Origin of the sequence: Melghirimyces algeriensis (genome assembly GCF_900182565.1) — a bacterium.
Taxonomy (GTDB): domain Bacteria; phylum Bacillota; class Bacilli; order Thermoactinomycetales; family DSM-45169; genus Melghirimyces; species Melghirimyces algeriensis.
In genome coordinates this window covers 13431-38931 of the sequence record NZ_FXTI01000013.1, presented here as the reverse complement: position 1 = coordinate 38931, position 25501 = coordinate 13431, and the positions used below count along the sequence as shown (strand labels likewise).

Genomic DNA, 25501 nt, shown 5'->3' with positions numbered 1-25501 from the left:
GCGGAGATCAACTGGATGCTGTTATACCGGTCCAAGCAGCCTAGGCGAATCTCCTTGCCTACATATCCGTTTCGGATGGATCGGTACTGGATTCACGATCACTCGGCCCGGCTGTTTGAAGCGGAAACGGATGTGAAGATTGTGAATGATCCACAGATGCATCCATTGCTTCACCGCAACCTGACCACATTAAGGGAAGGAAAATTCCTTACACAATTCTCCGGTTCGGAATCACTTTTGACAGACCATCGCATCGGCCACCAATCCATTTTGCCTGGGTCGGCCTGTTTGGAAATGGTGCGGGCCGCTGGTGAACGATCCGTAGGCAAACCGGTGCGGATGATCCGCAATTTCCGCTGGCTCCGACCCATTACCGTCCAACAAGGGGTGGTAACCGCTTATACGGGCGTACAGCCGGACCGGGATGGCGCCAAGGTGGAAATGACAACAGGGGATGACCCACTGAAACAGGCAGTCGGACAGCTTCTCTTCACAGAGGAAGAGGAGGGACTGCCACTTGATCGGCTGGATGTGGGTGAGATGCAACGACGCTGTCCTCACCGAAAAGAACCGAAAGCATTGTACGAAACATTTCAACGTCGCGGCATCCAGTATGGAGATACCTTTCAGGTGGTGCAGGAACTGTACCACAGCCGGACGGAAGCATGGTCCTTGCTGGAATTGCCGCAGGGGGCCTCCGGCGACTTGATGGATTGTGCATTGCATCCGTTGCTGATGGATGGAGCCTTCCAGACGGCGACCGCCCTCCTTGGAGAGAATGTGCAAACGGTTTATGTTCCCTATAAAGTGGGGGAATTGGAGATGATGCGCCCCCTGTCAGAGCGACGGGTGTTTGTCCATGCACAACTGTCGGGTGAAGATCGAGAAGGGAAAACGATTCATCTGTCGCTGACGGATGAGCATGGGGAAGTGTTGGTGCGAATCCGGGATTTCGTCTTTCAACCCCGTGAGCCATCCAAGAGGGATGGCAAGGAACAGAAGGGGGATACGGTTTATCTCAGCAAAGAGTGGCAACCATCCGAGATGAGGGTTTCTGCGTTACAAGGTGGGCGGACAGGTTCCATCCTGCTGTTGGATCAGGATGATCGTCTCTACCAATCCCTTCATGCGCAGTTGCGGGCGGAAGGAATGGAGGCGCCTGCGCTCTATCTGGTCCAGCCGGGTCGGACGTTCCGCAGGCTGGATGCGTACCGGTATGAGATCGATATCACCAATATGGAGGATTATGAACAGCTGTTGCTGGATTTAGGTCAGCGTCAGGGAGTCCCGGAAAATATTATCCATTATCTGTCCCGTCCATCGGCATTCTCCCCTTCATTGGAGATGGGATTTTATTCACTGTTTTATCTTGCCAAGGCGTTGGTGCAGAATAAACGGGTGGAGCAGCAACGGTTGTTGTACGCCTATTCCAGCCGCCCGGATGAAAGTGTGCCGCCGTTTGCGGGGGTAGGTGGATTCATCAGGAGTGTTGTCCAGGAGCACCCAAAGCTAAAAGCCAAAACGCTCCGACTGATGGCGGATCAAGCGGTACCGCCGCCTGCCAAACTGGGAGCTGTGCTGTTGGCCGAATGTGGAGCTGAAGAGGGAGTGGAAGTATCCGTCGATGTGGAGACGGGTCAGCGGCAGATCGCGGGTTATCAGGTTGTGGAGCCGCCAGGGAAACGAGCCGAAATCGATCAATTATTGAAAGAGCGAGGGGTCTACCTCATTACAGGGGGAATGGGAGAACTTGGTTTTCTTTTTGCGGAGCATTTAGCCAAACAGGTAAAAGCCCGTCTGGTACTGGTTGGGCGTTCCTCCATGGATGAACGGAAGCTGGCAAAGATGAAGCGTTTGGAAGGATTGGGAGCGGAGGTTCTGTATACACAAGGGGATCTGTTTCGGCGACATGAAATGGAACAAGTCGTACGCCAAGCGAACGAACGGTTCGGCCGGATCGACGGTGTGATCCATAGTGCAGGTGTGATCCGAGATGCACGCCTGTTGCACAAGACGAAAGAAGAGATTGACGCGGTTCTGGCTCCCAAGGTGTTTGGCACACGGGTATTGGATGAGGTGACGCGCCATGAGCCGCTTCAATTCTTTGCCCTCTTCTCTTCCCTGAGTGGGGCGATTGGGAACTTTGGTCAATCCGATTATGCCTATGCGAATGCTTTTATGGATGCTTTTGCAGAACAAAGAGGGTTGCTCAGGCAGGCTGGACGGAGACAGGGACACACCCTCTCGATCAACTGGCCGCTCTGGGAAGAAGGCGGTATGAGCGTGGATGAGCAGACCCGTCAGTTGATGAGCAAAACGATGGGAACGGATGTGCTGGATACAGCGAGCGGGTTGGCCGCCTTTGCCGATGCGTTGTCGTTGGATCAGCATCAGCTTTTGGTGATGAAAGGGGATCAGGGGCGGATCAAGGAGAAGCTGGAATCGGCGCAAACCACGACAATTGAGCTGATACCTACTCCGGCTGATGGTTCCGATGCGGACATCAAAGAATGGATGATCCCTGAGATTGAACAGGAGCTCATTCGCATGATCAACCATGTGTTGAAGATACCGTCCACGGAGATTGAGGTGGATGAGGATATTAACCAGTTTGGTTTTGACTCGGTGAGCATCACCGAGATGGCGAACGCGATAAATGAGACCTATTCGTTGGAAGTGACGCCGGCCCATCTGTATGAGTATTCGACCGTTGCCGGGCTTGCCCAACGACTCTATGAAGATGATCAATCTGCCTTTTTCCAATATTACCGGGATCGGATCCATCCTCCGGAGTCAAGCGAACCGTCTGAGGAAAGCAGATCCGAGTCATCCGGTCATACCGGTCAGGAGTGTGTCTTGCCAACCCAGACAACCCATGAGCCAGTCGCCATTGTGGGGATGAGTGGGAATATGGTACAATCGCCGGATTTAAAGAGCTTTTGGCGCCAACTGGAAGCGGGAAAGGATTTGATTACAGAGATACCGGCCGACCGTTGGGACTGGAGGGCTTATGGCGAGGACAACGAAGAGTCATCCGCCACCAAATGGGGTGGCTTTATGGAGCGGGTGGATACATTTGACGCTGCATTCTTCGGTATTTCACCGCATGAAGCCAAACTGATGGACCCGCAACAACGTCTCTTTTTGGAAACAGTTTGGAAGGCGATTGAAGATGCTGGGTATGATGCAACGGATCTGTCGGGGACGCAAACCGGGGTTTTCGTTGGGGTATCCAATATGGATTATTATGAATTGTTAAATGAAGCAGGTGAAGAGATTGAAGCGCATATCCCGACAGGGAACTCCCATTCGATTCTGCCGAATCGCCTCTCCTTTCTGCTGAATCTCCATGGACCGAGTGAGCCGATCAATACGGCTTGTTCCAGCTCTCTGGTGGCGATTCATAAGGCAGTGGAAGCCATCCGGAGCGGGCAGTGCGGGATGGCGATTGCGGGTGGCGTCAATGTGATTGCCAGCCCACGGCTTACCATTGCTTTTGATAAAGCGGGGATGTTGAGCCCGGATGGCCGTTGCAAAACATTTGACCAAAGCGCCAATGGCTATGTCAGGGGAGAAGGGATTGGGGCGGTTCTATTGAAACCGCTCAGCCAGGCGGAAGCGGACGGAGACCCCATTTATGCGGTGATTCGTGGTTCAGCCATCAATCATTGCGGACGGACCAAATCATTGACGGCTCCCAATCCACAAGCTCAAGCCGCAGTGATCCATAGAGCGATGGAAGAGGCACAAGTGGACCCAAGAGAGATCACCTATCTGGAAGCGCATGGAACCGGGACGAGTCTGGGTGATCCCATTGAAATCAACGGGATGAAAAAAGCTTTTGCAAAATGGTTCAAACAGCAGGGAAAAACGGTGTCCTATCCTACAGCCACGTGTGGAGTTGGCTCTGTCAAAACCAATATCGGTCATCTGGAATCAGCTGCGGGAATCGCCGGCTTCTTTAAAGTGGTGTTGGGTATGCAGCAGGGAAAAATACCGAAGAGTCTTCATCTTTCCGAGTTGAATCCCTATATATCCCTGAAGGATTCACCGTTTTATCTTGTATCGGAAACTCGACCCTGGCAACGGTTGAAGAGGGATGATGGAACAGAGATCCCAAGGATGGCAGGAGTGAGTTCGTTTGGATTTGGAGGGGTGAATGCGCATGTCATCATAGAGGAATACCGACGCGCTCCAGTTTCCGTTTCAGATCACCTGACTCCGCAACTCTTTGTACTTTCCGCAAAAAATGAGGAGCGCTTACGCGTATATGCGAAACAAATGTTGCATTACTTGAAGTCGGTTTCTTCGTACGAAGCGGATGATGTGGCACAGAATGCGAAGCTCTCAACCCAGGTGGTGAAAGAGGGGCGGAAATGGGTGGCTGACATTCTCAATGTAGCAGAAGAGGATATCAACATCGCCGATGAATGGATGGATTATGGCTTTGATGCCTTTACCCTGATGGAACTGGCCCGGAAAGTGAGCGAAATGTACGGGATTCCGTTCCATGTGGACCATTTGTCCCAATACCCGTCATTGTCACAACTCGCTTCGTATCTGGTCCAATCGTTTCCCGACAGGTTGCATGCCTTTTATGGATTGGAACGGATCAAACAGAGACCAGAACAACATGAAGGGGAGCCTTTCTCCCTGCCCGATTTTTGTTATACATTGCAGGTTGGCAGGATGGCGATGAAAAGCCGGATCGCTTGTGTGGTATCCCATGTTCAGGAATTGATCGATAAGTTAACGCAGTATGTGGAAGGAGAATCGGAAGTTGAAGGATTCTACCGCAACACCTCAGGCTCATGGAAAAAAGGGGCCAGAAAAGAAGGGAAGGAAACCGTAAACACATTGCTCCGTAACCGGCAACTTTCCCCTCTGGCGGAGCTTTGGGTAGCTGGAACGGAGGTGGATTGGCGGGAACTTCATCGGGGCGGACGGCCACAACGACTTTCCTTGCCAACCTATCCATTTGAAGAGAAGCGATACTGGATGGATACGGTCAAAACGGCACCACCCGTCCGCTCTGAGATAACCGGGGTGAAAGCGCTCGCTGAGGATGGTCACATTGCATCCAAGCATCTACAGGCATCAGAGGAATCCAACAGTAAAGTGACTGTACAGACCGCTTCCGCAAAATCAGTTGCCGATGTGCGGATGAAGGTGCGACGGATTTTGGCAGAGGTTTTGGCGATCAAGGAATCAGAAATTGACGAAGAGGTGCCGTTTGCGGAACTGGGTTTGGATTCCATTTTGGGTATCAAGATGGTGAAAAAGCTGAATCAATCGTTTGCCATCAACCTGAATCCGATGAAGTTGATTCAGCACCCCACCGTCGTCCAATTGGCCACTTCCCTTGCCGAAATGGAAGGCGTGGTGGATGAAGAGCCTGCCACAGAGGAACGGAAACCGCCCGGAGATCCAGCGATGGAAATCAAAGACCAGCTCAAAGGGCTACTCGCACAAATCCTCTCCATGGAAAAAGAGGAGGTGATGGAGGAAGTACCGTTTGCAGAGCTGGGCTTGGACTCCATCCTGGGAATTGAACTGGTAAAAAGAATCAACCGGCGTTTCAAGATCCATCTAAACCCGATGAACATTGTGGAACAGCCGACCATAACACGGTTGGCGGTGGTGATTCAGTCCCATATGAACGCGTGAAAGATAGGATCATGGCATGGTTTGGTGCGAAGAAGCGGAGACTCCCCGAAAGGGGGCCTCCGCCTTATTTGTGAACAAACATGGCAAGTCACTACATATCTTAAGGAGGCTTTATTCATGTCTGCATTTCAGAATCCGTTACCCCTTAAAATTGCCGGTGTGGGAAGGTACTTACCAAAGCGTGTGGTGTTGAGCAGTGAGTTGGAGCAACAATACGGGTTGCCTGTCGGTTGGTGCGAAGAAAAGCAGGGGATCAGTGAACGCCGTTGGATCGATTCCGAAACGGCCACCTATATGGGGGCGGAAGCAGCCAAAGAAGCACTTGCTGATGCGGGACTCACCTTGTCCGACATCGATTTGATCATCAATGCCTCCGGTACGCCGGATCAGTTGATTCCTGACGGTGGGCCGTTATTGCAACGGGAATTGGGGCTGGGTGAATCAGGTATTACGGCCATCAGTGTCAATGCTTCCTGTTTAAGCTTTCTGTTGGCGATTGATGTGAGCGCTGGCTACCTGAACTTGGGAAGGCATCAAAATATCTTAATCGTCTCTTCTGATATTACCTCTTGTGCGCTTGACTATTCAAAACCTGAAAACTTCACATTATTTGGTGATGCCGCAGCGGCAGCGGTAGTCACATTGCCTGCATCTGGGGAAGACGCTTGTGTTTATTCCACCCTGTTTAAAACATATGGCTATGCTGCCGATTACAGTGCGGTCTTTGGCGGGGGGACGCGGAAGTATCCGCTCCGGGAAGATTCCAAGCCGGAAGATTATTATCTGACGATGGATGGGGGGGAACTCATGAAAGTGGGCTTTAAATACCAGCCCCAATTTGCGGAAGAACTCTGGGGGTTATGTAAAGAGCATTGTTCGATGGATGATGTAAATCTTGTTATTCCCCACCAGTCGAGCCGTGTGGTGTTGGACTTTCTGGGTTTGATTTATCCAGAGGATCGGATTATGCGGACGATTGATCGTTATGGAAATTGTGTTGCAGCATCAACGCCTCTTGCTCTGTATGACGCGATCAAGGAAAATCATCTGAACCGGGGGGATTTGGCGGTCGTTACCGGTTCCGGTTCCGGGCTCACATTTGGAGGCTTGGTCTTTACTTATTAGGGGTCTTTCCCGGTGTTCTTTCAACAGCATGGACGTGTTGGATGAACCGGAAATCCTTCGAATTCAGTGTGCTGGAGGGAGTAAAGCGTGATGTCGAGTCCATTCAAGCAAATCAAGAAAATCGTCGGAAAGCCAAAAAGACCGGAAACGGAACAAGTGGCTGTAGTGGGTATGGCCTGTCGTTTTTCGGATGCCAACGATGTTCATACATTTTGGGACAATCTACGCAATGGAGTCAACTCGATCCGCGAGATTCCCTCAAGTCGATGGGATCACAACCAGTACTATTCTCCGGATCGGGACGAGCCCAATAAAAGCATGGGGAAATGGTCCGGGGTGATTGAAGGGATTGATCTTTTCGATCACCGCATGTTTGATCTTTCTCCCAGAGAAGCCAACAACATGGACCCCCAACAGCGGCTTTTAATGGAGGAAACATTGCATTGCGTGGAAGACTCCGGATTGCCACTGAGTGAATTGCAGAAGAAGAGAACAGCTGTCTTTATCGGGGCGACATCGATCGATTATCTGTTGGAAGCCGTCCATCCAGAGGTGAGGATTGAGAATTATGTTGGCTCCGGGGCATATGCCTTTTCACTGGCGAACCGCATTTCCCATTATTTCGGTTTAAACGGGAAAAGCTTTGCCCTTGATGCAGCCTGCGCCTCTTCCCTGGTGGCGATGCATGAAGCGAAACGGGCCCTGTTGAATGGGGAATGCGACTATGCCCTTGTGGGTGGAGTCAATCTCAACTTTTATCCCTGGAAATTTGTTGTCTGGTCAAAGAATCGCATGTTTAGTCCGGATGGGCAATGCAAAACCTTCGACAAAGATGCCAATGGGTTTGTATCCGGTGATGGGGTGGGAGTGGTTTTGCTCCAGCGCAAACAGGATGCGCTGGCCACACGCAGCAAAATATACGGACTGATCCGGGGATCGGCTGTCAACCACGGGGGAAAAGCCTTATCCATGACGGTGCCACGGGTCGAAGCACAGAAAGATGTGTTGTTGGCCGCCTATCAAGACGCAGGGATCAGCCCGGAAACCGTCAACTATGTGGAAACGCATGGAACCGGCACCTCATTGGGAGACCCAATTGAAGTGGAGGCGTTAACCCAGGCTTTCCAGCAATACACCAATCAAAAACAATACTGTATGATCGGTTCGGTCAAAACCAATGTAGGTCATTGTGAGGCAGCCGCAGGGATGGCCGGGTTGTTTAAGGTTCTGCTGATGTTGCAGCACCGTGAAATTCCCCCATCCCTCAATATAAACATGCTCAATCCCATGATCCCATTCGCCGATACGCCGTTTGAAGTCGCGCGTGAACGGATGCCCTGGCAGACGGTGCGAAAAGGCATTCCATTACGTGCTGGCGTCAGTGCGTTTGGCTTGGGTGGGGTGAACTCCCATCTGATTATGGAAGCCTTCACCCCGGAAGAAAAAACGGTTGCGGTGAATTCACCGGAGGAAAAACAGCTGTTTATGCTCTCGGCCAAAACGGAGAAAAGCTTGCGCGGTGTCATCGGGGAGTGGAAGAAAGCATTGCACCACCTCTCTCTTGACCAGGTGCATTTGGCGGATCTCTGCAAAACGGCAGCCAATACACGTGCCAATTACCCTTATCGTTATGGCGGTTTTATTCGAAACACGGCGGAGTTGCGTCAACTGTTGGAAGAGGCTCCGGATCAGTTTGCCAAGGCGGATCAACCCTTCATGGATGCTTGGTTGGGAGAGAGGGAGTGGCGGGGATTTGAAGAGATTCGCACCCTGTATCAGACCGTGCCTCCGTTCAGGGAGAAACTGGATGAAATATGGGAGTCCTTGAAACAGGAGAGAAGACTTAAAAAGCTGTATAAAGGCTTTTTTCGGGGAAGTTGGCAGGATCGTATTCGTCCAGCTGCTTCGTTGATTGTTACCGTTTGTTTGAGCAACGTCCTGTTTCAATTGGGTTATCAACCATCGGTGCTCTATGGAGAGAAACAGGGGTTTTGGGCGGTGTTGGTGCTCAGCGGAGTGATCCACCTGAAGGATGCGTTGCAATGTTTGATCCATCCGCGCAAGCGGGAGAAGTTGTTGCTCAGGCGGCCCACCCGCGCTTTCTATGACCCGGTTCACGGTGCGGAAGTCCGTCCCTATGTTTTTAGTGAGGCATATCTCGATGCTTTGGGCAAGGGACTTGACATGACACGAGAACGTGTGTGGACCTACATTACGAAGGCTCGGCTGATGTTGGATTCGCAATTTACATTTAAGAAGTATCTGGAAGAGTGGGATATGGCGTTGGCGTCGCGAAATCTCACCGTGCGCGGCCTGTTGTTTGACGAGACGATATGGTCCGTCAAATCAGCGGCGTCTGAGCGGCTACTCCTGTTGGTGATGATTCTGGTTTCATTGAGGCGATTAAATCAAAAGTGGGACTTTACGGAAAAAGAGCATTTGCAAGAACAGCGGATCGATGAATGGGTGAATCTTCTGCTGGACGGGTTGCTGGAGAGAGAGCAGGCCGTCCAGCTGATGCTGGATACTTCTCCTGAACGGGCGGAGATTGTAAAAGCGATGAATGCCAAACAAAGCACACTTGGGATGACGCGTAGCTATCCCTTGCTTAGAAAGATGAATCAGATGTTGCCACATTCCTCTGTTTGGATTCAACGAGCAAGTGAATGCACGTTGCAGGAACCAAAGCAGGGGAAAGTGCTTCTATTGGGGAAGGATGATGATTCTACAGCGAAAGAGGTTTTTGAGCAGGCTTTGCTCACGTTGTGGAAAGCGGGGACAGCGATTCAATGGCATCGTTTGTACCCTGTCGGGTCCTATCATAAACCGGTATTGCCAGGATATGTGTTTGACCGCCGCCGTTTCTGGTTGCGCAGGGATCAGCCGGAGCCATTGCCTCCTTCATCGGATTGCCCCATGACCGTGACGCGGAAAAAGGTTACCATCCATGAGGCAATCATCCGTGATCATGAGATCCAGGGAAATAACGTGGTTCCTGGGGCTTATATGATTGAATTGGGGCTGATGGCCATCAAAGAGGCCGTGGGGCAACCGGTTGCAAAGCTGAGCAACATTGTGATGCACAAGCCGGGTTGGGTTGAAGACGAGATTGAGCTGGATATTGAGGTAAATGTGCAAACGAATCGGTTCACCCTTCTGACCCACCAAACCTCCCTCTGTCAGGGCACATATGAGAAGGAAACGCGTTCCCCGGATTACCCCGGTTTGTCCTCTTTTCGTTCCGCCGCTCAGTCATTGAATGTACGGGACTTTTATGATCGGGTGCTCAAGCGAGCCGGGTATCGTTATGGAAAAAGTCTGGAGCGGATTCGCGCCATTTACGAGACAGAGGAGACCGTTGTGGTTCAAGTGGACCAACCGGATGGACAGAGAGGGCTAAACGCGTATGTGCTTGATGGTGTGTTTCAATCCGTGTTGGCCGCTATGCATTTGCAGGGGCTGATGGAGGGAGAGGATGGCTTTTATGTACCCTGCTTTTTGGGAGGAATGCATCGATCCGGCGAGTTGACGGAAACGTCCACGGTTGTCATTCACAAACGGGAAATGCGGCGGACAGGGGGAAACTTGACCCTTCGCTTTTCTGTCTACAATGAGGATGGGCTAGGGGTGATGCAGTTTCATGACTTGGTTTTCGCCAAAATGAAAAAGCCTTCATTTGCCCCCAACGTGCCGGGTGGAATGGAGTTACGCACACCGTCCTGGACAGAAGCCCCCATCCCTTCCGGGAAGATGGGGCGCACTGCCGGGATCGCTGTTGTCTTTACCACCCAACCGGCCAAAGCTCAGGCATTGCGTCCGTTTTATGAACGACATGAACAAGTGGTTCTTGTTCGCCCTGGAGAGATGTTTGCTTATACCCCAGATGAACCGCGGATCAATGGGGTGGAGGAAGCAGATTATGTCGCTTTGTTTGAGCGGTTGGCACAGGGGACAGCCGGGCAGTCTGTCTCCTTTTACTATTTGTGGCTGGCAGAACAGTTGCCGTCCCCGCAGAGGGTGGATCGTTCGCTTTCTGCATACGATGAGCCATTCCAAGCCTGGTTTACATTTCTCAAGGTGTTGATGAAAGAGAACTATCGCTTTGACCGGGTACAAGCAGTCATTCCCACTGTGGAAGGGCAGATGGTCACACCGGAGGATCAGGGACATGGGCTGGTACACAGCATGGTGGCGGGCATGGTTCAGTCAGCCAAACAGGAGAGTTCGCGTCTGGATCTTCGTGTGATCGATTTTGAACGTGAACCGATGGCAATGGTGGATAAGCTGATTGCGGAGAGCCAGGCTGCTGGGAATGAAGCACTTGTTGCCTATCGAGGGGAAACCCGTTGGATACAACAGTGGATTGCCGCTTCCCTGCCTGAAACGTACAGGTTGCTGCCATGGAGGGAAGACGGAGTGATTCTCGTGGTCGGTGGATTGGGGGGAGTGGGCCGCGCCATTGTGGATCGGTTGTTGGAAGAGCAACCCGGTCGGTTTATTCTGGTGGGCAGGAGCGCATTGGATGCCGATCAACAGGAAGCGTTGCTCCAGTGGCAAAAAGCAGGAAAGCATGTAACGTATCTGCAGGCGGATATTGCCCAACCGTCAGAAGTGGAAAAACTGGTTGCACGGGTCAAAAGGGAGCATGCGGCCATCCATGGAGTGATCCATCTCGGTGGCATCGTTGACGACCAATTTTTGCTCCATAAGGATTGGGCGTCCTTTCAGCGCACCTTGGCGCCAAAAGTGGAAGGAACATGGAACCTGCATCGCTTTACCCAGACGGAACCTTTGGATTTCTTTGTGTCTTTCTCTTCCGTCGTTTCCGTCTACGGCAATGCGGGACAAACCGATTATGCGGCCGCCAACGGCTTTTTGGACCACTTTGCCCAGTATCGCCGTAAATCGGGGAGCCCCGGATGGAGTCTCAGCATCAATTGGCCGCTGTGGACCGGCACCGGGATGGGAGAAAGTGAGCAGGTGATGGAGAATTTCACCTCGCGTCACCTTTATCCGATCACCCAGCGGGAAGGAGCCGATCTCTTTTGTTGCATGTTGGCTTCCAAGCCAGGGGTGGCGCAGATCATGGTATGTAAAGAGAAGGAGGCGAGAGAAACAACGATGTCCCAACCGATGGATGATGAGCGAACCAAAGAGCATCAGGAAACGGGCTTACAGGCGCTGGAAGCGTATGTTGTTGAATTGGTCGCTTCCAAGCTCGGTTTAGACACGGAAGAATGGGATGAAGAGGAATCCTTTTTCACATTAGGATTGGATTCTGTCATTCTCCAGGAAGTTATGGCCACGTTAAACACCCAAGTGGATAACTTGCCCCCTACCTTGCTGTTTGACTATCCGACAGTGAAAAAGTTACGTCAGTACTTCCAGGAACGGATGGAAAAAGGGCAACTGGATCTCACCCATTTTGCCGGCGAAACGGATGCATATGACGAAGGTTTGCTGGATGAAGGGGTGGAGAGAAAGGAGCCGGTAAACACGAGGGAGATTCCGGTTAAGGTGAAGCCAAGCGAAAGCGGAAACCGAGGTTATGACATTGCCATCATCGGGATGAATGGACAGTTTCCGCAAGCACCGGATTTGGATACCTACTGGCGCAATCTCATCTCCGGTCGCGATTGTGTGGAAGAAATCCCTTCCCACCGTTGGGACGCGAATCGCTATTATCATCCCAACCCGCGCAATAAAGGCACCACCTATGGGAAATGGGGCGGGTTTCTCGATGGAGTGGACCAGTTTGACCCGTTGTTTTTCAATATCTCACCCAAAGAGGCTGAACAGATGGACCCACAACAGCGCCTATTGTTGGAGTCTGTCTGGAAAACCATGGAGGATGCGGGGTATGGTCATCCCAAACGTTATACCCACCAGGTGATCGGTCACTTTGCAGGGGTGATGTGGAATGAATATTCCATGATTGCCACCGAAGAAGGGTTTGCCAAAAACCGCTATGTTGGCCCAGGTTCTCTCTATTGGGCGATTGCAAACCGGATTTCCTATCTGCTGGATTTTAAGGGGCCGAGCATGGCCGTCGATACAGCGTGTTCTTCCTCATTGGTGGCTGTGCATCTCGCCTGTCAAGCGATCCTGAATGGTGATTGTGACATGGCCGTTGCAGGCGGGATCAATCTGTCGCTTCATCCGGCCAAGTATCTTTATCTGAGCCAGATGGGCCTGTTATCGACTGATGGCCGTTGCCGAAGCTTCGGTGCGGATGCAACGGGGTATGTGCCGGCGGAGGGAATCGGGACAATCCTGCTCAAGCCAATGAAACAAGCCGTTCAGGATGGTGACCACATCTATGGCATCATCCGCGGTTCAGCGGTCAATCATGGTGGCAAAGCCGCCGGTTTTACCATCCCGCAAGCAAATGCGCATACCGAGCTGGTGTTAAAAGCTTGGCAACGGGCCGGTGTGACGGCGGATGATCTCAGCTATCTGGAGTGTCAGGGAACGGGAACGGAGCTGGGCGATCCGATTGAAATCAATGGTTTAACCCAAGCGTTCAGGCGTTATACTGAAGCACGGCAGTCCTGCCCAATCGGTTCAGTCAAATCCAACATCGGACATCCCGAAGCGGCTGGGGGCATGGCCAGCCTGATGAAAGTGCTCTTGGCGATGAAGCATCAGCGCATTCCCAAAAGTCTTCACAGTGAAAAGAAAAACCCCCATATCGATTTTTCTAGGACACCGTTCTATGTTGTGAATGATCCACTGGAGTGGAACCCGCCGGAAGGTCGACCGAGGATTGCTGGAGTTAGCTCATTTGGTGCCGGAGGGGCCAATGCTCACCTGATTGTGGAAGAATATTCTGCTCCGGTTCAGAAACAGGACCCTGTGGATGGGGAGAGGGAACTGATCCTGCTATCGGCAAAGAACAGAGATCGACTGGCCGAATATGTGGACAAGCTGGCGGCTTTCTTACAGTCGACCGCGGAGATACCCCGGCTGGCGGATGTAGCCTACACATTGCAGACCGGCCGTCAGCATTTGGAGGAACGCATCGCCATTGTCGCCGGAAGCATGGGGGAGTTGATAGAGAAGCTGGAGCGGATTGGACAAAACGAATCCGACATTGCAGAAGTATACGTTGGAAATGTAAAAACAAAGCGCTCCCCCAAGCTGAGCGGGGCGGAGCAAAACCGGTTGTTGCAAGAGAGGCAATGGGCCACTGTCGCTTCACACTGGGTAACCGGAACCAACCTTGACTGGTGGAGCTTTTATCAGGGGCAACCGAGGAAAAGCGTATCGTTGCCCACCTATCCGTTTGCCCGGAAGCGGTACTGGATTGAACCCGCCGCTGAGGAAGCGGAACCTCTTTCATCCGATACGGAACCCCCTCTGGTTCCAACAGAACCGCCAGCGAAAGAGAAGGAGTTGGTAGAAAGCACCATGATGCAGCAAAGCAAAGAGCCCAACCGTTCCTTGCTGGAGCCGTTACAGGATTGGCTGATCCGGGAAACGTCCGATCTGTTAAAGGTTCCGGTTGAAGAAATGGACATTCACGATGACCTGGGCGAATACGGATTTGATTCTATGGCCTTTACGGATTTTGTCCAGCGGATCAATAATCGGTACCAAGTTGATCTGACACCGGCGGTCTTTTTTGAATATCCCACCATTTACTCGTTTGCTGAATATTTCTGTCGCCAACATGAGGACGCCTTACGCCGGGTGGATGGACAAACCCAACCAAACGTGGCGGAAGAGACTTCCCATCCGGGGAAGGCGGAGAACAGCCCGGATGACAGCAAACAAACACGGGTGGAGAAGGTTGAGCAGGAGGAGTCGCTGCGGTGGACAGGCGGTGATGAGGCAATCGCCATTATCGGGGTCCATGGCAGATTCCCGCAAGCGGATGGAGTCGATACATTTTGGGAGAACCTGATGAACACAAAGGATTGCATCAGCGAAATTCCGGAGGAACGCAGGCATTGGCAATCGTTTCGTGAGGAATCTGGCAAGGCAAATATGAAATGGGGCGGGTTTATCGATGGGGTGGATCGATTTGATTCATCCTTCTTTGGCATCTCCCCACGTGAAGCGGACCTGATGGACCCCCAGCAACGCATGTTTATTGAAACGGTCTGGCAAACGATTGAAGATGCAGGATACAGGCCGTCCGATCTGTGGGGAAGCAAAACGGGTGTCTTTGTGGGTGTGTCCACATCAGACTATTACGACTTATTGAAAGAGCATGGAGTGGAGATTGAGGCACATACCTCCACAGGCACTCTGCATTCCATATTGGCCAACCGTATTTCCTATCTGTTTAATTTCCATGGACCCAGTGAACCGATTGATACAGCCTGTTCTGCTTCGCTGGTAGCCATTAACCGTGCGGTACACGCATTGCAGAGAGGGGACTGCGAATGGGCGATTGCAGGCGGGGTGAACCTCCTGTTAAGTCCTTCGCTCTACATCTCATTCAATAAAGCGGGTATGTTGAGTCCCGATGGACGGTGCAGGACATTTGATGAACGGGCCAATGGTTATGTGCGCGGTGAAGGCAGTGGGTCCATCCTGCTCAAGCCGCTCCGACGGGCGCTTAAGGACCGTGACCATATCTATGGTGTAATCCGGGGTTCCAGTGTGAACCACGGGGGGCGCGCCCATTCGTTAACCGCTCCTAACCCAAATGCCCAGGCGGATCTGTTGGTTCGTGCCTACCACCAGGCCAATCTTTCCCCTGACCGGATTGGATATATTGAGACACATGGAACGGGAACCAGTTTGGGTGATCCGATTGAGATCAACAGTTTGAAAAAGGCGTTCCACCAGTTGTATGAAGAGGCGGGCATTCCGGATACCGGAAAGAAACATTGCCTACTTGGAGCGGTAAAAACCCAGATCGGTCACTTGGAAGCGGCTGCCGGCATTGCAGGTGTGATCAAAGTGCTGTTGGCTCTGAAGCATAAGCAAATTCCCGGCAACGCTCATTTTCGGAAGCTGAATCCCTATATCAATCTGGAAGGTTCCCCCTTCGCCATTGCCGAAGGGCTGACGGAATGGGAAGCGGTTACCGATAGTGAAGGAAATGTCTTGCCACGGGTGGCGGGAATCAGTTCCTTTGGATTTGGTGGAGTGAATGCGCATGTGGTGATTGAAGAAGCGCCGCCAGCGCCAAACCCATCCCATACAAATGAAGGACCGCACATCATTCTTCTTTCGGCCAAAACAGCAGACCGTTTACAGGCGATGGCTGAGCAGTTGTCTGCCTATGTGGAAAAGACAATCCGAAATCAGTCTGCGTCGGTCACGCTGGAACGGCTTGCTTACACCCTGCAAGTGGGTCGGGAATCGATGGAAGAACGGTTGGCGTTTACAGTCTCCAGCCTTGAGGAACTGCAAGAGAAGCTGACTCGGTTCTGTGCGGGAGAAACAAACATCGATGGGATGGTCCGAGGGTGCATCCAGGATGATCAGCCACATGGTGGGCTGTTGATTGACGGGGAAGAGGGTCAAGCGTATATCCAAATGCTGATTCAAAACAAACGCTTTACCAAGTTGAGCCAGTTGTGGGTGTCTGGGGTGGAGGTAGATTGGAAACGATTATATGCTACAGTACCGATGCGACTCTCTTTGCCCACCTACCCGTTTTCCAGAAAGCGGCATTGGTTTTCCAGCCGTCAGCCCACGAAAACATTGAGAGCGTCGCAATCAGAAGGGAAGGTGTCCGTTGAACCGAAACCGATCCCGCAGGTTCACCTTGACGATTCCCCGGTACCCTTACAGGCAGAGCCGGTGCCAAAGGTGGACAATAAATTGAAACTGGCGCTACCGGAGGAAATGGGTGCCATCCCCTCTAGAGGTGTGGACAAGCGACCGAGCAAATGGACCGTGCACAGCCATCGTCCAGATGGCTCAGCCAATCGGCGGGAAGTCATTCTGCAACAGCTGAAAACGCTGTTGGCTGGGACACTTCTTGTATCTGAACAGGAGATTCATGAGCGCAAAACGTTTACGGAACTGGGATTGGACTCCATTCTGGCGGTCGAGTTTGTCAAGAAGATCAATCAGGCCTTCGGTACGGATTTGGAAACCGTGCGGGTCTATGATTATGTGACACTTCATGCGTTGGCAGAACACCTGGATAATCGAGTGGACGGCGATATCACTTTTCCTGATTCACCGGAAGGGAACGAGAAGCGAGAAGCTTCTCGAAAGGAAACGGTGGTAAATGGTAACCGGAAATCGGAGATCAAAGCAAAGCTTCGCAGTTTGCTCGCCGATACGTTGTATATCGAGGAACAACAGGTTGAAGAGCAGAAGACCTTTACAGACTTGGGGTTGGATTCCATTCTGGCGACGGAATTTGTGAAAGGGATTAATCGGACTTTCCATATGAAATTGAAGGCAGTGCGCCTTTACGACCATCCCACACTCCAGTCATTGACAGAATATATCCTCTCTCAAGGGGATTCGGATGAACCGGTCCCAGCCGGGAGTCCTGTTGAGCGGGAAGCTCCAAAGGAACAGGAGCAAGACGATAAAGCGCCAAGCGATCCGCCTGTCGCTGTGGAACCCCCATCAGCCAAGCCGGCTGGAATGGATGTGGCGATTGTCGGGATGGCTGGCAAATTTCCGGGAGCGGATGATATTGGTCAATTTTGGTCCAATCTGAAACAGGGGATCTCTTCAATTACAGAGGTGCCCAAGGAGCGGTGGGATGCCCAGCGGTTCTATGATCCCGATTCCAGCCAAACCGACAAAACGCATGTGAAAGTGGGTGGGTTTTTAAACGGGATTGAGCAGTTTGACCCTTTATTTTTTAATATTTCACCCTCGGAAGCGGAGTACATGGACCCACAGCAGCGGCTGTTTTTGGAGCAGGCGTGGCACGCTTTGGAACATGCCGGTTATTCGGCAGAACTTCTTGATCAAATCAAATGCGGTGTCTGTGTCGGTGTGATGAATGGTGACTATCAAGAGATATTGCAGCGGGAACCGAAGCGGGCTGCCCAAGCACAGGCGATGACCGGGAATGCCCATTCCATTTTGGCATCGCGAATTGCCTATCTGCTCAATCTCAAAGGACCGGCATTGCAATTGGATACAGCCTGTTCCTCGTCATTGGTGGCGGTGCACTTAGCTTGTCAAAGCCTGATCCAGGGTGAAACCGATATGATGTTGGCCGGAGGTGTGACGCTGTATCTGACGGAAACCCCCTATATTCAGATGAGCAATGCGGGCATGTTGTCCCCTGAAGGAAAATGCAAAACGTTTGACCAGCGGGCGGATGGGTTTGTGCCAGGAGAAGGAGTGGGGGTCGTCGTCCTCAAACGCTTGCAAGATGCGATCCGGGATCACGACACGATCTATGGGGTCATCAAAGGATCAGGCCTCAATCAGGATGGAAAAACCAACGGAATGACTGCTCCCAGCGCTGAATCGCAAAAGGCGCTTGAAGTTGAGGTGTATGAGCAATATGGTATCCATCCGGAACGGATCAGTTATGTGGAAGCCCATGGAACGGGTACCAAGCTGGGCGATCCCATTGAGGTGCAGGCGCTAACCGATGCATTTCGCGCCTTTACCGATCAGTCGCAATTTTGCGCCATCGGTTCGGTAAAGACAAACATAGGACATACGTCGGCGGCCGCAGGTGTGGCCAGTTTGATCAAAGTATTGCTGTCTCTCAAGCACAGACAGCTGCCACCTTCGCTCCATTTTTCTGAGGAGAATGAACACATCCGTTTCCAAGAGACGCCGTTCTATGTGAACAGAGCGTTGTCTGACTGGACCAGTGATTCCCCCCGATGTGCGGCGATCAGCTCATTTGGCTTCAGTGGCACCAATGCCCATCTGGTTGTGGAGGAATATCAACCCTCCATTTCACCGCAGGGAGGAAAAAAGCGGGAACAGCATCTGATCCCCCTGTCCGCGCGCAATCCAGAGCAACTCCAGGATGTGGCTCAATCCCTGTTGGAACATCTTGAGCAGCATCCGGATCTCTCTTTGGAGGACTTGGCGTATACGTTGCAACTGGGACGGACCGCTTTTGAGGAACGTTGCATCATAGCAGCGACCGGACTGGATGATGTGGTAACCGCTTTGACGGCCTATTGTCAAGGGCATCCTTCTCCGGATGGGGTAAGCTTTACCTGTAGTCATGCCCCTTATGCTAAGAAGAGAGAGACGGAGGCGGAACCGGACCCGGATGCCATTCAACATGCCCTGCAAACCGGGGAATGGGAGCAATTGGCCGAATGGTGGGTGTCCGGTGCCCATCTGGATTGGTCCCTCTTGTATACAGATCATCGGCACCGTCCGCATCGGGTTGCATTGCCGGGCTATCCTTTTGCCAAGGAGCATTATTGGGCAGAGCCGCAAAAGGGACAAGGTGATGACATGGATGTGGAAACACTTCATCCTCTGTTGGACCGCATGGACCCGGCGTTAAGCATGGCGGAGGGAGGCATCGCCTTTCGCACAACGGTTGATTCCAGGGATTGGATGGTGCGAGATCATCAAGTGTTGGGTTCCCCGCTTTTTCCTGGGACCGGTTATTTGGAAATGGCGCTGGAGGCAGGCAGACTGGTCACAGGAGGGAACCCCTGTCATTTGAAGCGGTTGACATGGTTACAACCGCTGGAAATCAAGGATGGGGAGAAAGCAATATGGCTGGTCGCAAAACAGACAGAGAATGGATGTTCCATCCAAATATTTAGCCGGGACGCTTCCTCCGGAGAACGCATCCTGCATGCTAGAGGGGAATTGATTCCCAGAAGCGGGGAGAATGTGAATGAAGGCATTGTTCCCATAGCGGATGTCCAGGCCCGATGTACCCACCGGATGGAGTCGGCGAGACTCTATCAGAAGCATGTGGAGCGGGGGGTCACCTACCTGGGTTCATTCCGCGGGGTGCAAGAAGTGAGATGGAATGGAAACGAAGCACTCGGTCGGATTGCGTTGCCGGAAAAGGCCAGTGATTCCTCCTACATCATGCATCCAGGCTGGTTGGATAGCGCATTCCAATGTGTGTCGGTATTGTTGGAAAAGGATGATGCATCGCAAACCCCCGTGCCGTTTTCAGTGGGTAAAGGGAATGTGTGGAAACCGTTATCCAAACAGGGATATGCCTATGTGAAACGGGAGGAGGGAGAAAGGGATCGCTTCCATGTTACACTCTTGGATGAACAGGGGACCGTCTGTGCTGAGTGGAGCGACCTGACCCTGCGGAATCTGGACTTACCGTTGGATTCCATGTTGTATCTGCCACACTGGGTGTCATCCCCTCTGATAACCTGTTCACATCCATCAGAAAGTTCTCGCACCGTATGCATGATCCATCCCTCAGATGGCGTGGGTGACATGGGTCAGGCCCTTGCGGAGGCGTATGCACAACAGGGGAAAAACGTAGTACATGTCCATCTTGACGATTCCGAGAAGATGTCCCGTATTCCGCAAGTGGATGAAATCTGTTTCCTCGGTAGTATGGAGGGGACGAGCACCCAAATGGAGACGGATGAGTCGGCTCTTGCCGCTCTGGATGATGAACAACATCGGGGTGTCCTTGCCTTATTCCGGTTGGTAAAATCCTTACACGAACGGGGAATGGGGCATCAACCGATCCAGTTCACCCTGGTAACGGCGGATGCATACGGCGTGGCGGCAGATGGGGACATCCAGCCGCACAGTGCCAGTTTGCAAGGATTTGCCCGTGTGCTGGCCCAGGAGTATTACCATTGGTCTGTACGATGCATCGATATTTGCTCCGCCGAGCGATCCGAGGCATCTCTGTCTGCTTTAGCCGAGCGGATTCTTCAAGAACCGTTTTCCAAGAAACCAAAAGAAATCACCATCCGAAATGGCCAGCGGATGGAACGGGTATTAAAGCCTGTCACACTCCCATCTGTGCCACAGGATGGCTCACCGTTTAAACCGAAAGGGGTCTATCTGATCATCGGTGGGGCGAGCGGTATTGGCTGGGAATTCAGCAAACATCTGGCCCGTACTGTATCGGCCAAGCTGGTTCTGGTCGGTCGGAGTGCGCTGGATGAAGTTCGGAAAAGCCAACTGGCTGAAATTGAAGCATTGGGAGGAAAAGCCCTTTATCTTCAGGCAGATGTCTGCGATCTGGAAAGCATGCGTGCAGTAAACCAGCAGGCAAAAGACCGCTTTGGGGGGATCGATGGAGCCGTTCACTCCGCGATTGTGCTGAAGGACAAAACCATTGCCAATATGGGGGAAGAGACACTTACCGAGGTACTGGCGCCCAAAGTGAGGGGGATTGCGGTGCTCCACCGTGTCCTGCGGGAAGAAAAGCCCGACTTTCTGATGATCTTTTCCTCGGCGGAGTCCTTCCTTTGTCAGGCGGGACAAAGCAATTATGCGGCCGCATCCACCTTTATCGATGCGTATGCCCAAAGGATCGAGCGACAGGAAGAGATCCCGGTCAAGATTATCAATTGGGGTTACTGGGGCAGTGTGGGTGTGGTCTCCAGTGACCGATACAACGAACAGCTGGGCAAAATGGGCATCCATTCGATTGAACCGAACGAAGGCATGGATGCATTGGAGCGGATTCTCGCCCAAGGGCGAAACGTTTCACAGGTGGCGGTGCTGAAGGGGGAGCCGGAAGCACTGCGGGCGAAGTTTAACCTTCTCCCAGAAGGAAGACCACCATCAAACGGCACTCCCGCCCCGGTTGTTCCCGCGCAAACGTTACCGCCGTTCTCCTATGATCATGGGGAAAGCCTCACACGGTACCAGGAGGCGTTCAGGCAGATGGATCAGTGGGCGCAACGCCTATTGTTGCAAACGTTCCAGCGGATGGGGACATTTTTGCACAGTGGTGAAATCGTAGAGCGCCAAGAACTGCAAAGACGCCTTGGCATAACCGATAAATATCACCGGTTGTTGGATGTGTTGCTGGATGTTTTGGTGCAAGCGGGCTTCCTCAAGCGAAACACCGGATTGGACACACAGGTGATCATGACAACCCCCTTGATTGACTGTGCGGAACTTCAACGGGAGCTGACCACCCTGACGGAACAGAAAGAGCGTTTGATCGCCGAGTATCCACACATTGCTCCCCATCTCAATCTGTTATCGGTTTGTCTCCATCACTATCCCGACGTGCTGAGGGGACGCAAAAACGAGATGGAGGTTCTGTTTCCCAAAGGCTCGATGGCTTTGGTTGAAGGGGTGTATCACGGTTATCCGATCGCCGATTATTTCAATGCGCTTGTCGCTCATCTAGTGAAGCACTATATTGAAAAACGGTTGGAACGCGATCCCGAAGCCCAGATCCGCATTCTGGAGCTGGGAGCGGGTACAGGAGGAACCAGTCGGTTTGTGTTGGAGGCGATCCGGGATGTCAGCAAACATGTACGCTATGTTTATACCGATGTTTCGTCGGGTTTTACGCAACATGGGGAACGCGTTTATGGAGCGGATTATCCGTTTGTCCAGTTCCAAGTGCTGGATTGTGAGCGACCGGCAAAAGAGCAGGGGTATGCGCCCGGCAGCTTTGACCTGGTCCTCAGTGCCAATGTGCTTCACGCCACCAGAGAGATTGGGCGGACGCTTCAATATGTCAAGGAACTGTTGAAACCGAATGGGTGGATGCTTGTCAATGAAGCGACGCAATCACTTTCCTTCGCCAATCTCACATTTGGTCTCACGGACGGATGGTGGCGGTTTGCGGATGAAACGAAGCGCCTTCCGGATTCCCCGCTGTTAAGCGCTTCGCTATGGCGAAAAGCGTTGAAAGAAGGCGGATTCCAGGATGTCCAGGTATGGGGGCTGCCTGATCTCGAACCCGACCGTTCCCCACATTGTATTATTGTAGGAATGAGCGATGGTCAGACAGATGTGGTCCACACAGCAGGGACGTCAGCAACCGGGATGGACGAAGCGGTGCTTGCAACGGATGGTGAACAGGAGAATTGCACCGTGGCAGAGGAAGCACTGTTTGAGTGGACGGTGGACTATATCAAAGATGTGTTTGCCCAGGTGCTTAAAATTCCGAAAAACCGCCTGACCCTAACCGATACGTTTGAACGGGTCGGGGTGGATTCCCTGGTGGGCATGCAGATTATCAAACGTTTGGAAGAGGATTTTGGCTCCCTTCCATCCACCTTGCTATTTGAATATATGACTGTACAGATGCTGGCCCAATACTTTGTCACAGAGCATCGCCCACAGGTGTTGGCGTTGTCTGGCTTCCATCAGGTGGTGGAGACAGAGAGCGAGCCTGTTGCATCGGTGGAACTGAATCCACCCGAACCGCAAGAGGCATCCGTCAACCAAGAACCATCGGTCTCCACAGAAGATATCGCCATTATCGGGCTTGATGGCTGTTATCCAGGAGCGGAAGACTTGGATGCGTTCTGGGACAATCTTAAACAAGGGAAACACAGTATCCGTGAAATACCCCTGGATCGTTGGGACTGGAAAGCACATCAGGGACAGCACAACAGCAAATGGGGCGGTTTTATTGAAGGGGCCGATCAGTTTGATCCCCTCTTTTTCCATATTACACCCGAAGATGCCGAAAATATGGACCCTCAGGCCCGCCTGTTCCTGAAAACAGCGTGGAGCGCCTTTGAAGACGCGGGTTATACGGAGGAGCAGTTTCAAGAGATCAATCACGAAGTAGGCGTTTTTGTGGGTGTAATGAATAGTGACTATGAACTGTTGAGCGGGGAAGCGTACGGGAAAGGACAAGTGACAGGAGCTCATTCCTCCCCTTGGTCGATCGCCAACCGGGTATCGTACCGTTTTAATTTCTTTGGTCCCAGTTTGGCGGTGGATACAGCCTGTTCTTCTTCCCTCACCGCGTTACATCTCGCTTGTGAAAGTCTCAAACGGGGAGAATGTCAGCTGGCCATCGCTGGTGGGGTGAATCTGATCCTGCATCCCATGCATTACCAGCGTCTTTCCGATATGAATATGATCACAGATTCGCCAGAATGTAAAAGCTTTGGGGATGGAGCCGATGGATTTGTTGCGGGGGAGGGCGTAGGAGCGGTGGTTCTAAAACCGCTGAACCGCGCCATCGCTGATCGGGACCCGATCCATGCGGTCATTAAAGGTTCTGCCATCAATGCAGGGGGCAAGACCAGCGGATATACCGTTCCCAATCCCAACGCACAAGCCCAAGTGATCGGCAACGTCCTGGAACGGACAGGGATTGATCCGCGTACGATCAGCTATATCGAAGCGCATGGGACAGGCACCTCACTGGGAGACCCCATTGAAGTGGCCGGTCTCAGTCATGCCTTTGCTTCATCAAACGTAGCGCCGACAACCTGCGCACTCGGTTCGGTCAAGACCAATATTGGCCATTTGGAATCGGCTGCGGGGATTGCCGGGTTGACCAAAGTGATTTTGCAGATGAAGCATCAACAACTTGTTCCTTCCTTGCATGCAGAGACGTTAAACCCGAAGATTGATTTTGCCAACACGCCATTTTCTGTCCAACAGCATCTTGCAACATGGGAACGACCTGTTATCAGGGAGAATGGTCAAGATGTGCACGCTCCAAGACGGGCAGGCATCAGCTCGTTTGGGGCGGGTGGGGCGAACGCCCATGTCTTGCTGGAAGAGTATCTGCCTCCAGCCGTACCGGAGTCGCTCCACTTAGACACATCGCCACAACTGGTTGTGTTGTCGGCGCGCAATGAGGAACGGTTACGGGCCTATGCAATGAAGATGCTGAAATATCTGCGGAAGCAGCAGATGGAGCCCGACCCTGCCTTTACGCTCAGCCGCTTTGCCTACACCTTGCAGGTAGGCAGGGAAGCGATGGCGGAACGACTGGCGCTGGTGGCATCCAGTGAAAAAGAATTGATCGATCAGTTGAACGGCTATCTCAATGATGACGGAGAATCGTTTTCCTTCTGGGCGGGCAATATCCGCAAAGCGAACAGAGATTGGGAGTCCTGGTTTGGCGGAGCAGATGGGGCGAAGCTGTTGGAGAGAATTGTAATGTCCCGAAATTTGCAAAAGATCGCCCAATTGTGGGTCGCAGGGGCTCCTATTGATTGGCAGGCTCTGTATTCGGCAGGTCAGCGTCCCCAACGGATTTCCCTGCCGACGTATCCGTTTGCCGGTACCCGTTACTGGGTGAAGCTGAATGATTGCGTTTCCGATGATGAAGAACAAGTTGCATCGGAGTCGTCGCCAGAATTGGAAAAGAGCCCGCTTCAATCAACCCTCATCCGGATGGTTGGGGAGATTCTGAAAGTGGATGGGGACGAACTGGACCCTGATCAACAGTGGCAGATGGACCACAGCGACACCATGAAGCTGATCGTGCGTCTGAGCAAAACCTTTGGAAAAGGATTGGACCCCTTAACCATCATGGAGTTGCGCAGTATCAGTCAGTTGGCGGAGTATCTTGAGAAAATGGGTGTTGCCGATTTGGCATCCACACCACCTGACGCGTCAGTGAAAGCAGAGCATCAGGCGAATCACGGGGAGGAGCAGGTGATCTCCCAGCTGGTTCACATCGTTGCACAGATGTTAAAAACGAGTGAAGAGGAGATTGACATCGATACCGATATCAGCGAGTATGGCTTAAACTCCATCAATATTATGTATTTGCACCATAAACTGACGGAACGCTATGGAGATGGGATCGAACCACTCATGATTGCCAACAGCCGTACTATTCGTGAACTGGCCTCGCTGTTGGCGGATCAGGGAGTGATGGAAAAAGAGGCAAAATAAAGATAAGGAA

At 52.2% G+C, this 25501-nt stretch carries 3 protein-coding genes; all 3 read left to right on the top strand.

Going from position 1 to position 25501, the window contains the following annotated elements; translation table 11 throughout:
• The first annotated feature begins 15 nt into the window (after positions 1 to 15).
• Positions 16 to 5667 carry an SDR family NAD(P)-dependent oxidoreductase gene (locus FN782_RS14865; RefSeq protein WP_425462720.1) on the top strand — a complete coding sequence of 1884 codons (5652 nt, stop codon included), beginning with the start codon at positions 16 to 18 and terminating at the stop codon, positions 5665 to 5667.
• A 117-nt stretch (positions 5668 to 5784) separates the two neighbouring features.
• Complete coding sequence (locus tag FN782_RS14860; protein ID WP_142506589.1) at positions 5785 to 6792, top strand: 3-oxoacyl-ACP synthase III family protein; 1008 nt, start codon at positions 5785 to 5787, stop codon at positions 6790 to 6792.
• Between the two features lie 90 nt (positions 6793 to 6882).
• A complete protein-coding gene (locus tag FN782_RS14855; RefSeq protein WP_142506588.1) occupies positions 6883 to 25491 on the top strand; it encodes an SDR family NAD(P)-dependent oxidoreductase in 18609 nt (6202 codons plus the stop codon).
• The last annotated feature ends 10 nt before the right edge of the window (positions 25492 to 25501 follow it).